A 12,949-nucleotide genomic window follows, 5' to 3' on the forward strand; every position below is an offset into this window, starting at 1 on the left:
AAGGTTAACACTTTTTTAGTATATTTAATCGCTAAAATATTCCTAATCAAGTGATAAATACTCCCTAACCATGAAAAACGTTACCCTATTGACCTACACGTTATTGTTGTTATTTAGTGTAAGCTGTGGTGTTCCACAAGCGGATTTTGATAAACTAAAAAAAGAAAACGAAAAGCTAAAAAAAGAAATTGCTGAGTGTGAGTTAACTCCTGCAGAAATTTTAGAAAAGGCCAATGTTTATTATGATGCTTCGGATTTCACTAAAAGTCGTGAAAAACTTAAGACTTTGATTGCAAAGTATGCTAATTCTGATGAAGGAAAAAAAGGCAAAAGATTACTAAAAAGGGTAGAGAACAAAATATTAGAAACAGCTCGTGCTCAAAATGATCAAGATACCGAGGTTGAAGAAGAGGAGAAAAATGAAGGTTTAAGCGAAAAAGAAGAGAAGGAAAGAAAAGCGAGACAAAAAAAGAAAGAAGCCGCAATTGCCAAAATGAACAAAAAATACGATATCAATGATGATGTCACTTGGTATTCCGACAAATCTTCAACCAAATTGAATACCAAAAATTATATTCAAGCATATATTGGCAAAAAAGAAAAAAAACCATGGATAGGAATATCTATTAACTATTTCTCTAAAAAGAAATGGCTATTTATAGAAAGAATAGAAATTATAGCCGATAAGAAGACATTCGAATTAGAAGAAAATACGCCTGGTGAATTTAATTCTAAAGAAGAATCAGGAGGAAAAAGAGAATGGTTAGATCGCGTAATAAAAAATGAAGATATGCTAATGACTAAAGCTATCGCTTCTAGTAAAATTGCCAAGATAAGATTTGTAGGAAAAGATGATGTAAGTACCAGAACGATTAGCAAAAATGAAAAGAAAGCTATCAAGAATGTTTTAGAAGCATATGTGGCACTTGGTGGAAATATTAAGTGATTAGAAAAGTATTCGACACTTCTTTTAGGCACAGAAACAATATTTAACATTAGACAATCGTTAAAAAAACAACTTTTGTATAATTACCGGTATATTGTTAAAGGTATACTAAAAAAATCTTCATATATTCCGCTCCCAGAATAACTCGAAAAAGAAAAAATGGATTTAACAAACCCCTTAGTCTATGGAGTGCCTTGCTTTTTAGGACTAATTTTAGTAGAACTTACTTACAGTAAAACTCATGATCATGACAAAAAAGATCTTTACAAATGGAAAGATCTTGGTGCAAGCGTATTTATGGGGGTAGGTTCCGCAATACTGGGGCCATTAATTAAAACTGTTTTTTCCATTGTCCTTTTTCATTATGTATATGAATTTTTTAATCCTGAGGTAAATGGGGTTCGCACAAACATTATGGGTTGGCAATCTTTTGGTTATGCTTGGTATATTTGGCTTTTATGTCAATTAGCAGATGATTACACATACTATTGGTTTCATAGACAAAACCATATGGTAAGAGCCTTGTGGGCTGCACATATAGTACACCATTCTTCAGATAATTTCAATTTAGGAACAGCAGTACGTAACGGTTGGTTTACACTTTTATATAAACCCTTATTTTATATGTGGATGCCAGCTATTGGATTTCCTCCTGAAATGGTTATTGTTTGCCTTGGTATAGAAGCACTATGGCAATTCCAGTTACATTCTGTTTACATACCCAAAATGGGAATTATAGAAAAGGTATTTAACACCCATACTATGCATCAAGTACACCATGCTAAAAATGTAGAGTACATGGATAAAAATCATGGTGGATTTCTTAATATATTCGATAAAATATTTGGTACTTGGAAAGAATTAGATGAAAATATAGAAGTACAGTATGGAGTAACTCACGCTCCCAATTCTTATAACCCATGGGTAATCTTAACTCATGAGTACAAGGATATATGGAATGACACTAAAAAATCTAAAAACTGGTACCACAAATTTATGTACATTTTTGGACCTCCAGGATGGAGTCATGATGGCAGCACATTAACGGTAAAACAAATGCAACGCGAACTTGAATTAAATAAACAAAAAAGTTTAACTTAGTATCAACCATACGTTTCTTGTTTTTATAATCCATTGCTAGTTTTACCATGAGTTATCAGCACCTTATTGATCAACAGCGTCATTTTTTCAATACAAATACTACAAAAGACCTTTCGTATAGAATTAATGAGTTAAAACGTTTAAAAAGTGTTTTGTTAAAAAATGAAACACGTTTATATGAAGCGATCTATCAAGATTTTAAAAAATCAGAATTCGAAACATATACTACAGAATTATCTATTATTTATCATGAAATTGATCTTGCGGTTTCAAAAGTAAAAAAATGGGCAAAAAAACGCAAGGTATCAACAGGCTTGGCTAACCTCCCAGGGAAAAGCTATATTATTCCTGAACCCTATGGAACTGTTTTAGTTATTGGCGCTTGGAATTATCCGTATCAATTATCTCTCTGCCCTGCAATTGCAGCAATTGCGGCTGGGTGCACCGTAATCTTAAAACCTAGTGAAATACCTTCACAAACTGCAGCTATAATGGCTGAATTGGTTAATGAAAATTTTGATCCGAAAATTTTTAAAGTAGTAGAAGGAAGTGTAAAAGAAACTACAGCCTTGCTTAATCATAAGTTTGATAAGATATTTTTTACAGGTAGTGCAGTTGTTGGTAAAATCATCTACCAAGCAGCGGCAAAACATTTGACACCGGTAACCTTAGAATTAGGTGGCAAAAGTCCCGCAATTATTACTAAAGATGTCAATATAGAAATGACCGCTAAAAGATTAGTCTGGGGTAAATTTTTAAATGCAGGTCAAACCTGTATAGCTCCTGATTATGTTATGGTCGAATCTAGCATAAAAGAAACATTTTTATCGGCGATAAAGAAACAAATCGAAAAAGCTGATTATAATGTAGACAATCATAATTATACTCAAATTATTAATGATAAGAATTTTGAACGTCTCGAGAGTTTAATTGACAGTGATAAAATCTATATTGGAGGAAATTGCAACAAAGAAAATCGCATCATCCCTCCTACCATTCTAACAGGTGTAGATTTTGAAGATAAGGTTATGCAAGATGAAATATTTGGACCTATTTTACCTATTATAGAGTATACTAATATTAACGATGCTATTAAACAAATAAAAACATTGTCAAAACCTTTGTCTTGCTATGTTTTTACTAAAAACAAAACACTAAAGAATAAGATCTTAAATGAAATCTCTTTTGGAGGTGGTGCCGTAAATGATGCTGTTATGCATTTTACTGAACAAAAACTTCCATTTGGAGGTGTTGGTGATAGCGGAATAGGAAATTACCATGGAAAATATGGTTTCGAAACTTTTTCACATTACAAAAGCATCCTACAAAAATCATTTTTAATAGAGCTTGATTTAAAATATGCCCCATATAGCGCCAAAAAATTAAAATGGCTTAAGAAAATTATTGGATAACTTTTTTATCTTCTAAAAGTCCAAGAATATAGTGTTCTACTTGCTCAGTATCCCATATGTTCTCTATATCATCTAACTTCATTACTTTATCCATAATTGCAGCTTGTTGATCTCCAATATTAAGAGCTTCAGAATATGGTCTACGACTAAATGTCACTCTAGAATATAACGGTAACCATTTATCAGGATATTTTTGAGAGAATTGTTTTTCAATTCTTTTTCTTAAAATAAACTCTGGATCTGCTGTTTTGCTACTCATTTCTATAAAGTTACGGTATGAAAGTTCTGCAATCGCATCTGCATTAGGTTTGCGAGATTTTTGATACATTTCAAAAATCTCTTCCCAATTCTTATCTCCTTCATTTTCTATAATTTCGTCCAAAATTGAAATGTCTTCAAAACCAGCATTCATACCTTGTCCGTAAAAAGGCACTATTGCATGCGCAGAATCTCCTACTAACGCTACTTTATCCCAATAGGTCCAAGGGTAGCATTTCATCGTAACTAATGCACTAGTAGGATTACTTTTAAAATCTTCGAGTAAAGTCGGCATGATAGCAATTGTATCAGGAAAATATTGTTTCCAAAACTGCATTACGGCTTCATCGTTTGTCAATTTTTCAAAAGAACTATCACCTTCATGGGGCATAAACAATGTACACGTAAAACTACCATCAAGATTAGGTAATGCGATAAGCATAAATTTACCTCTTGGCCAAATATGCAATGAATTTTTATCTAATTTATGAGTCCCATCGGTATTAGCAGGAATTCCTAATTCTTTATACCCCGTATCTAAAAATTTCTGAGAATAATTAAATCTACTTCTTCTTTGCATTTTGTGACGTACTCTAGAAAAAGCGCCATCACACCCAAAAATCATATCGTATTTATATTCTTTCCACTCTCCTCTTTCCGTTTCTCCTGTATAAATCTTTGCCTCTGGCAAATTAATATCCCATACTTTTTCATTAAATCTAAAAACTGCTCCAGCTTCCTCTGCAAGGGTTATCATTTTTTTGTTCAATATCCCTCTAGGAATTGAAGAAATAGCTTCCCCATCTTTACCATAATATTGATGATAAATCGGTTCTCCCGTTACATGCATTGTTCTCTTGTTCATAGGGATAGCCAGTTTTCTAACTTCATCACCTATTCCTATTTTATCAAGTGTTTCCCAACCTCTAACAGACATTGCCAAATTAATAGAACGACCGCTAAACTCTATCGTTCGTATGTCGGGTCTTCTATCAAAAACTGTAACTGTATATTCTCTTTTTCTTAAATAGAGTGCTAATAATGAACCGACAAGCCCACTACCTATTATAGCTATATTTTTTGTTTGCATATATTATTTGCAATTAACAACAAGTTGGAATACTACATACAATCTGGAAAGATTCGAGTTTTAATGCATCCAACAAAGTAAGCTACAATCTTTATAAAGAGCATATGCAGACATTAAAACCTTCGGTAAATGTAACGATTATTAGCGAATTAATACACAATCATCTACAATCTGATACATCTCAAATTAATACGCACGGATGTGCTAAGTATAATTTACTTAAGTGTAGCTTTGATCGTAAAAAGTAAAGGATACAATTTATCTTTAGTTTCAAACATTTTTTCGCTATTTTGAATTAAATCCGGAAAGATTTCATAAGGAGATTCATCATACTCTCTTAAATATTCTATCGTAAGTCCTGCTTCGGCAAGTGCCGAAACCACTTCTCCTAAACCATGATTCCAGGCAAATTCTTTACTAATCATTTTAGAATCCTGATCAGCATAGGTTCCTTGATACTCTTCATAAATAACATCTTTTTGATGATATCCATACTTGAGAGTCGGTACACTTTCTAAGTAATCAAACATCCAAACAATAGGATGAAACTCTGCAATATAAAAAGTTCCACCTGGCTTTAAACGTTCGGCGATCATTTTACCCCAAGGTTTTAAATCTGGTAACCAACCAATAACACCATAACTTGTATAAACAATGTCAAATTTATCTTTAACAAAAGTAGACGTATCCAAAACATTACAGCATACAAATTTAGCGTCCTGATTTAATTCTAAATTTAATTGTTCTGCCAATATGATCGCTTCTTCTGATAAATCTACCCCTGTACATTTAGCTCCCATCCTACTCCAACTTAAAGTATCTTGTCCAAAATGACATTGCAAATGCAATATAGATTTACCAGATACATCGCCAAGGGCTTCTAATTCAAACTTTTTTAATGAGGTTTCACCTTTCTTAAAGTTGTCAATATCATAAAAAGCACTTTTGGCATGAACACTAACTTTTTTATTCCAAGTTTCTTTATTAGTTTCAAAATACTCTTTAAATTTTTCAGACATCGCTTTAAGATTAATTAGATTTGAATAACAATTATTTTATCAAATAATCTTTAAATATAAATGAATCATTTTACATCAGAACAACTTAAAGAATTACCCTCTAGATATCGCGCAAATTTAATGAATAGCTGCACAGGATATAAACCCTGTAATATTATTGCAACAAAAAGTAAAAATGGAACTACAAATGCAGCAATCTTTAACTCTATCGTTCATATTGGTAGTAATCCCCCAATGATTGGTTTTATAGTGCGTCCAACAACAGTTCCTAGAAACACCTATAAAAATATCAGGGAAACAGATTTTTTTACTATTAATCAAGTATCTGAGCATATGATTAAAGATGCGCATCATACCGCTGCTAAATACGACGAAGATGTTTCAGAATTTGAAAAGACAAACCTCAACGAATTATTCCTTGATAACTTTTATCCTCCTTATGTTCAAGATAGTCCTATAAAATTAGGCTGTAAGTATGTAAATGAATATCTAATAAAAGAAAACGACACAATTTTAGTTATTGGATCTGTTGAACATTTGTATATTAATAATGATTACATCCATACAGATGGTTGGGTACAACTTGATAAAGCCCAAACGGTTGCTTCTATTGGTTTAGATGGATATGCGCTACCTACATTACTTGATCGATTTGCTTATGCAAAACCAGACCTAAAAACAAAATCTTTGCTAAACAATTCATAAGAACTACAGTTAATTTTATAAAAACCTTAAGAATTCAAACGTTTCGAAATATTGCAGAGGCTTTTTTTATTGACTAATTTTAAAGGATGAAAATTTCTGTAGATCATCTTCATAAAATTCCTGATTTTAGTACCGTACCTGATGACCAATTGCAATGGCTTATAGATCACTCGCATCTTCAGAAATATAACATTGGAGATTTCTCTTTTGAAAAAGGTGACGCCATTGATAGTTTATTTATTGTGCTTAAAGGTCAAATTGCTATAAAAATCAAACAAAACGGAAATTATAAATTTGTTAGTTACATCAATACCAACACCATTGGTGGTCTACTCCCTTTTTCTAGAGCTCAGTCTGCACTTGGTTATGGTGAAGTAACTGAAGATACAGAGCTTTTAATCTTAGAGAAATCATTTTTTAAAGAAATGATCGCTAAACACTATGAACTTACAGAAAGTTTAGTGCATAACATGACATCAAGAGTCAGAGAGTTTACAAAAAACAATTTACAATCTGAAAAAATGATGGCGCTTGGTAAATTATCTGCAGGACTAGCACATGAATTAAATAACCCCGCCTCTGCTATGTTGCGCAGTGCAAAAGCTCTAAAAAAACACTTATCACATGTGCCAGAAAAGTTTAAAAGAATTATTTCAATTCAGGCCACCAACGAAGAAATAGATATTGTTAACAACCTGCTATTTGATAAAATCACCAATCGTCCTGAAAATAATATGTCGCTAATAGAGCGTAATGAAAAAGAAGATCAACTTGAAGATTGGCTAGAAAACCATAATGTCACTAATGCCTATGAACTAACAGAAACACTATTAGATTTTTGTATTGACGTTTCTGCAATAAAAAGTATCCATAAAGAAATAGGAGCTAAAAGTTTTCCTACGACTATTGAATGGATTGAAAATGTACTAACTACCGAAAAAATGGTAGATGAAATAGAAGAAGCTTCTGATCGAATTTCTAATCTTGTACAATCTGTAAAAAGCTATACGCATATGGATCAAACTCCAGAAAAGGTCGCCACAGATATTCATACAGGTATAAAAAGTACATTAACAATGCTAAATCATAAGTTAAAGCAAAAAGGCATTATTATAAAAAAACAATTTCAAGACAATCTCATTACTCCTAAGATTTTTGTTAGTGAGATCAACCAAGTGTGGACTAATCTCATTGACAATGCAATTGATGCTATGGACCACGGTGGCACATTAACTATTATAACAACAAAAGATGGGGATTTCATAAAAATCGAAATCATCGATAACGGAAAAGGAATATCTAAAGAACATATTAATGCCGTCTTTGATCCTTTCTTTACGACAAAAAGTATTGGTAAAGGCACAGGAATGGGATTAGAAGTTGTTCAACGAATTATTAATCAACATAACGGAAGTATTAAAGTTACCTCAACAAAAGGAGAAACAATATTTACGGTATGCTTACCTATCAATTAACACAAATACAAATGAATAACATTACAAATATCAAAGGAACTTTTGATTTACATAATGGCATTAAAATGCCCTATTTAGGATTGGGAGTATATCTTGCCGATAACGATAGTGAAGTAATTAATGCTATACATTGGGCTATTGACCATGGCTATCGACATATTGATACTGCAAGTATTTACAAAAACGAAGAAGGTGTTGGTAAAGCGATTCGTACTGCTTCAGTATCGCGAGAAGAACTTTTTATTGTTAGTAAAGTGTGGAATTCTGATCAAGGTTATGACACCACCATCAAAGCATTTGAGGAAAGTCTTCAAAGATTACAACTGGATTACCTAGACTTATATTTGATACATTGGCCAGTAAAAGGCAAATATAATGACACCTGGAAAGCATTAGAAACGTTGTATAAACAAAAACGCATAAGAGCTATCGGTGTTAGTAATTTTATGCAACATCATTTAGAAGATTTAATATCCCATTCAGAAATTACTCCTATGGTAAACCAAATGGAATTTCATCCTCATTTGGTACAACAAAACCTAATCGATTTTTGTAATAAACACAAAATTATTTATGAAGCATGGTCACCTATGATGCAAGGAAAAATTTTCGAACTATCAATACTAGATAATTTAGCTCATAAATATCAAAAAACTGTAGCTCAAATTGTATTACGCTGGAATTTACAAAAAGGGGTTATTACAATTCCGAAGTCCGTTAAAAAAGAACGTATTATCGCGAATGCAAATCTATTTGATTTTGAATTATCTGCTGAGGATATGAATTATATCGATGCATTAGATAAAAATCAAAGAACTGGGCCAGATCCTGATAATTTCAATTTTTAAAACATGAAGAAACCTATCATATTTGCATTAGATGATGATCCACAGGTATTGCGCGCTGTAACTAGAGATTTAAAATCTGAGTATAGAAGTAATTACAGGATCATGAGTACTGATTCTGCAAATGATGCCCTTGAAGCGTTAGTTGATTTAAAAAAGAAAAGTGAGACTATTGCACTCTTTTTAGTAGATCAAAGAATGCCCGAAATGTTAGGTGTAGAATTTTTAACGAAAGCCAAAGCATATTATCCGAAAGCAAAAAAAGTGTTACTAACTGCATATTCTGATACTGATGCAGCTATTAAAGCTATTAATGATGTTCAGCTAGACTATTACTTAACTAAACCTTGGAATCCGCCTGAAGAAAAGCTCTATCCAACATTAGATGACTTATTAGACGTTTGGCAACTAGATTTCCAACCAGAATTTGACGGTATTAAAGTTTTAGGGTATCAATTTTCTCCTAAATCTCATGATATAAAAGATTTTTTATCAGCCAATTTGTTTCCTTTTCAGTGGTTAGATGTAGAAAATAATGAAAAAGCTAAAGAGATTATCAATCTTTATGGTCTTACCGCAAAGGATATGCCTGTTGTTTCTTTACAAAATGGGGAATGTTTAAAAAACCCAAACATTGTAGATATTGCTGTAGCACTTGGATTAAATGCACATCCTAAAGACAATCTATATGACGTAGTCATTATAGGTGCTGGACCATCGGGACTTGCTGCTGCCGTATACGGAGGATCCGAAGGTTTAAAAACTTTATTAATTGAGAAACATGCGCCAGGAGGCCAAGCCGGCACCAGTTCTAGAATAGAAAACTATTTAGGGTTTCCTAACGGACTAAGTGGTCAAGAATTAACACATCGAGCTATCACTCAAGCTAAACGATTTGGAATAGAGTTCTTATCCCCTCAGGAAGTTACTTCTATTTCAGAAAAAGATGGCTATAAAAATATTATGTTGGGTAATGGGGAATCTATTAGTACAAAAAGTGTAGTCATAACCACAGGCGTCAATTACCGAAAACTAGACTCAGAAGGTATCGAAGAATATACAGGAGCAGGGATTTACTACGGATCATCAATGACCGAAGCGCAAGCATGTCATAATAAAGAAGTTTATATCGTTGGAGGAGGAAACTCTGCCGGACAATCAGCCGTATATCTTTCTAAATTTGCAAAAAATGTACATATTGTAATTCGTAAAAAAGACCTATCAAGTAGTATGTCTAGTTATCTTATTGATCAGATAGATGCTATTGAAAATATTACCGTATTAGGACATACTAATATCACCAAAGCAATTGGCAAAAACGAACGTCTTCAAGAATTAAAACTTAGCAACAGCGCTACTGCAGAAACAAAAACAGTAAAGGCAGATGCATTATTTATTTTTATTGGTGCAAGACCTTATACTGATTGGTTAGCTCTTGATATTATTAAAAATGAACGAGGCTTTATTGAAACAGGTAGAGATTTAACCAGATATGATAATTTTAGAAAAATCTGGAAAAAAGATAGAGAACCATTTTTATTAGAAACCTGCAGTCCTGGAATATTTGCATCTGGAGATGTTAGAGCAGGCGCTATGAATAGAGTTGCTTCTGCTGTAGGTGAAGGAGCTATGGCTATAAAATTTGTACACGAATATTTAGCAGAAAGATAAGACTATGGCTTTTAAACCAAAAATATGTGATCATTTACAACATTTTGATAAAAATACGATCAAAAAAAACGATAGTTATCAATGTTCAGAATGTATCAAAACAGGAGACTCTTGGGTTCATTTAAGAACTTGTCAGGAATGTGGTATTACACTTTGTTGTGATTCTTCACCCAATAAACATGCGAGCAATCATTATGCATCACACAATGCACATTCTGTCATAATCTCTGCTGAACCAAATGAAAAATGGGCATGGTGCTATGAACACAAATCTTTCTTACAATATTAAACCGTTTACAGATTATATGACTCTTGTTTAATTTTTAAACCTTAGCAAGTTTCGGGTTCTATTCCCTAAAAATTACTAAGATATTTGTATTCACAAAATAGGACCATTATGAATATAGAAAATTCTACTATCACCGACATTGATGAAATATTTAGATTATATAAAATTGCTACAGCATATCAAAAATCAAAAGAAACAGTAGTTCTATGGCCTAAGTTTCAAAGAGAACTTATAACTCAAGAGATTACGGAAAATCACCAATGGAAAATAATTATTGATAATCAAATCGCTTGTATTTGGGCTACAACATTTAGCGATGAACAAATTTGGGAAGAAAAAAATAGTGATCCCGCAATTTATATACATCGAATTGCTACTAATCCAGATTTTCGAGGACACAACTTTGTGACAAAAATTGTAGAGTGGGCAAAAGAATATGCACAAAAAGCACATAAAAAGTATATTCGATTAGACACCATAGGTAATAATGAAAAATTAATAGCTCATTATAAAAAATCTGGGTTTGATTTTCTAGGTTTTTTTGACCTGAAAAACACTCAAGGATTACCTGAACACTATAAGCAAGGTCCAGTTTGTTTATTCGAAATAAACCTTACTGTTTCTGCCAATGAATAGGAAGAATAGATTAAATCAAATCTTTATCTTGTAACAACTCAAATTCTTTTAAATTCCTATCTTAATAATCACTACCTTCAATCATTAAACTCAAACCATAATGAAAAGCACTAGTTTTATTACTATTAGGATTTTAAGGTATTTAGTTCTTTTCTTTTGGTTTACATTTATGCATTGCTCTTGTAAACAGAAATTAGAGCATACTTCAATTCATAAAACAATAGATCCCTTAGAAGGTGTATGGAAACAAACCAACTTCTACCGTCTTTCAAATAGTGATACAATAATCTCGGATAGTACTAAAGTCCAACATAAAATTTACCTTGATGGCTACGTAATGTGGACATCTAATGCAACTATTGATTCTTTAGAATGGCATGGTTACGGAACTTATACATATAAAAGTGATACTCTAACAGAAACATTAACATCAATGTCAATTCCTTTAAGAGCATATACTAACATCTATCCAATAAAAATAGATCTATCTAAAGAAGATGTATTAAAACAGATCATTCAATATAAAAATAATGACACTATTTACCAGAATATTGAACTTTACAGGAGATTAAAATAACATCACACACTTGTATATTTTTACCCATTAGATAAGTCCACAAAAATCTGTACAAGATTAATCTGTATTTTAGTAAACTGGAAAGCATCAATCGAACAATAAAACCTTAACAAGTTTACTATGAATACTCTCAAAAAAACAGTCTTTTTAATACTCTTTTCTTTTTTACTAAGTTCTTGTGGAGCTATTACCAAATCAGTTGCAAACAAAAAACTAACAGAAGAAAAAGGAGCCATCCCTGTAGAATTTGGAAAGGATGATACTACTACAATGATATTTATAACACATCACAGAAGTTACAATAAATATTTAAAAAAGAATGTCAAGAAGATTTACAAAGGCAAGTACGAGTTTGTTACTGAAAGTGAATTCTTAGAAGATGAGAAATACAAAAATACCGATATCTATAGGTTTATTTTTGATTACAACTATCAATCTGCTGGATACAACTATTCGAAACAAAGAGATTACTTATATAGCGTAAAGAAATTTTCTATTCTGGACAGAAAAACAGAAAAGTTATATAAAAGCCCTATGACTTCAAGTTACTGGAGTAAACTCCAAAAAGTTTATCTTCAAAAACTAAATGAAAAATTAATCTCTGAACAAAACTAATCCAAACTTATAGTATTGACATATAATAAAAGTAATTTTAGAAAATGTATTACATTTTGCTATTTAACTTTACGAATTAATCATCTTTACATTTCAATTTTCAATTTTTGTCGAAAATTAAATCTTTAATAAATCTTAACAAATTTACTTAAATTCGAAAAATCTCCTCTTATTTTTAAAATTGTCTAGTAAAGTTCATATCTAAACATTCTATTGTGAAGTTAAAAATATATATTTGAGTGACAATAGTCATATTAAATTGACCGATAGAACAACATCTTTTGTCTGTGATACTTTCTTATTTCACTCT

General features: G+C 31.8%; 13 protein-coding genes. 11 read left to right on the top strand and 2 right to left on the bottom strand.

Features of this window, described 5'->3' with window-relative positions:
* Positions 1-70: 70 nt before the first annotated feature.
* The 3 genes from D1816_RS10505 (at position 71) to D1816_RS10515 (ending at position 3,459) form a co-directional block, all read left to right on the top strand.
* Positions 71-946 carry a hypothetical protein gene (locus D1816_RS10505; protein ID WP_147405072.1) on the top strand — a complete coding sequence of 292 codons (876 nt, stop codon included), beginning with the start codon at positions 71-73 and terminating at the stop codon, positions 944-946.
* Between the two features lie 159 nt (positions 947-1,105).
* Positions 1,106-2,047, top strand: a complete 942-nt coding sequence (locus D1816_RS10510) for a sterol desaturase family protein (RefSeq protein WP_066312602.1) — start codon at positions 1,106-1,108, stop codon at positions 2,045-2,047.
* Between the two features lie 47 nt (positions 2,048-2,094).
* Positions 2,095-3,459: an aldehyde dehydrogenase gene (locus D1816_RS10515; RefSeq protein WP_118502732.1), complete on the top strand. Its 1,365-nt coding sequence runs from the start codon at positions 2,095-2,097 to the stop codon at positions 3,457-3,459.
* On the opposite strand, the gene D1816_RS10520 is transcribed toward D1816_RS10515, so the two are convergent.
* Positions 3,449-4,807 (bottom strand): NAD(P)/FAD-dependent oxidoreductase, encoded by a 1,359-nt coding sequence (locus tag D1816_RS10520; RefSeq protein ID WP_118502735.1) that lies wholly within the window; start codon positions 4,805-4,807, stop codon positions 3,449-3,451. The genes D1816_RS10515 and D1816_RS10520 overlap by 11 nt on opposite strands.
* A gap of 215 nt (positions 4,808-5,022) precedes the next feature.
* Positions 5,023-5,826 carry a bifunctional 2-polyprenyl-6-hydroxyphenol methylase/3-demethylubiquinol 3-O-methyltransferase UbiG gene (locus D1816_RS10525; RefSeq protein WP_118502737.1) on the bottom strand — a complete coding sequence of 268 codons (804 nt, stop codon included), beginning with the start codon at positions 5,824-5,826 and terminating at the stop codon, positions 5,023-5,025.
* A 60-nt stretch (positions 5,827-5,886) separates the two neighbouring features.
* On the opposite strand from D1816_RS10525, the gene D1816_RS10530 reads away from it, so the two are divergent.
* The 8 genes from D1816_RS10530 (at position 5,887) to D1816_RS10565 (ending at position 12,639) form a co-directional block, all read left to right on the top strand.
* On the top strand, positions 5,887-6,531 hold the full coding sequence (locus D1816_RS10530) for a flavin reductase family protein (protein ID WP_118502739.1): 645 nt from the start codon (positions 5,887-5,889) through the stop codon (positions 6,529-6,531).
* 86 nt (positions 6,532-6,617) lie between these two features.
* Positions 6,618-8,006 carry an ATP-binding protein gene (locus tag D1816_RS10535; protein ID WP_118502741.1) on the top strand — a complete coding sequence of 463 codons (1,389 nt, stop codon included), beginning with the start codon at positions 6,618-6,620 and terminating at the stop codon, positions 8,004-8,006.
* 11 nt (positions 8,007-8,017) lie between these two features.
* Positions 8,018-8,854 (top strand): aldo/keto reductase, encoded by an 837-nt coding sequence (locus tag D1816_RS10540; RefSeq protein ID WP_118506246.1) that lies wholly within the window; start codon positions 8,018-8,020, stop codon positions 8,852-8,854.
* A gap of 3 nt (positions 8,855-8,857) precedes the next feature.
* Positions 8,858-10,522: an FAD-dependent oxidoreductase gene (locus tag D1816_RS10545; RefSeq protein WP_118502743.1), complete on the top strand. Its 1,665-nt coding sequence runs from the start codon at positions 8,858-8,860 to the stop codon at positions 10,520-10,522.
* A gap of 4 nt (positions 10,523-10,526) precedes the next feature.
* Entirely contained in the window at positions 10,527-10,811 is a 285-nt protein-coding gene (locus tag D1816_RS10550; protein ID WP_066312623.1) for a hypothetical protein, read from the top strand.
* Between the two features lie 108 nt (positions 10,812-10,919).
* Positions 10,920-11,447 (top strand): GNAT family N-acetyltransferase, encoded by a 528-nt coding sequence (locus D1816_RS10555; RefSeq protein WP_066312625.1) that lies wholly within the window; start codon positions 10,920-10,922, stop codon positions 11,445-11,447.
* A 100-nt stretch (positions 11,448-11,547) separates the two neighbouring features.
* A complete protein-coding gene (locus D1816_RS10560) occupies positions 11,548-12,024 on the top strand; it encodes a hypothetical protein (RefSeq protein ID WP_066312627.1) in 477 nt (158 codons plus the stop codon).
* A gap of 120 nt (positions 12,025-12,144) precedes the next feature.
* Complete coding sequence (locus tag D1816_RS10565; RefSeq protein WP_066312637.1) at positions 12,145-12,639, top strand: hypothetical protein; 495 nt, start codon at positions 12,145-12,147, stop codon at positions 12,637-12,639.
* Positions 12,640-12,949: the final 310 nt, after the last annotated feature.

The sequence above is a fragment of the Aquimarina sp. AD10 genome (genome assembly GCF_003443715.1).
In the GTDB taxonomy this organism is placed as follows: Bacteria; Bacteroidota; Bacteroidia; order Flavobacteriales; family Flavobacteriaceae; genus Aquimarina; species Aquimarina aggregata.

Coding starts and splice junctions, on each gene's coding strand:
- D1816_RS10505 (WP_147405072.1), top strand. CDS start 71: ATGAAAAACGTTACCCTATTGACCTACACGTTATTGTTGTTATTTAGT.
- D1816_RS10545 (WP_118502743.1), top strand. CDS start 8,858: ATGAAGAAACCTATCATATTTGCATTAGATGATGATCCACAGGTATTG.
- D1816_RS10560 (WP_066312627.1), top strand. CDS start 11,548: ATGAAAAGCACTAGTTTTATTACTATTAGGATTTTAAGGTATTTAGTT.
- D1816_RS10540 (WP_118506246.1), top strand. CDS start 8,018: ATGAATAACATTACAAATATCAAAGGAACTTTTGATTTACATAATGGC.
- D1816_RS10555 (WP_066312625.1), top strand. CDS start 10,920: ATGAATATAGAAAATTCTACTATCACCGACATTGATGAAATATTTAGA.
- D1816_RS10535 (WP_118502741.1), top strand. CDS start 6,618: ATGAAAATTTCTGTAGATCATCTTCATAAAATTCCTGATTTTAGTACC.
- D1816_RS10510 (WP_066312602.1), top strand. CDS start 1,106: ATGGATTTAACAAACCCCTTAGTCTATGGAGTGCCTTGCTTTTTAGGA.
- D1816_RS10550 (WP_066312623.1), top strand. CDS start 10,527: ATGGCTTTTAAACCAAAAATATGTGATCATTTACAACATTTTGATAAA.
- D1816_RS10530 (WP_118502739.1), top strand. CDS start 5,887: ATGAATCATTTTACATCAGAACAACTTAAAGAATTACCCTCTAGATAT.
- D1816_RS10515 (WP_118502732.1), top strand. CDS start 2,095: ATGAGTTATCAGCACCTTATTGATCAACAGCGTCATTTTTTCAATACA.
- D1816_RS10565 (WP_066312637.1), top strand. CDS start 12,145: ATGAATACTCTCAAAAAAACAGTCTTTTTAATACTCTTTTCTTTTTTA.
- D1816_RS10520 (WP_118502735.1), bottom strand. CDS start 4,807: ATGCAAACAAAAAATATAGCTATAATAGGTAGTGGGCTTGTCGGTTCA.
- D1816_RS10525 (WP_118502737.1), bottom strand. CDS start 5,826: ATGTCTGAAAAATTTAAAGAGTATTTTGAAACTAATAAAGAAACTTGG.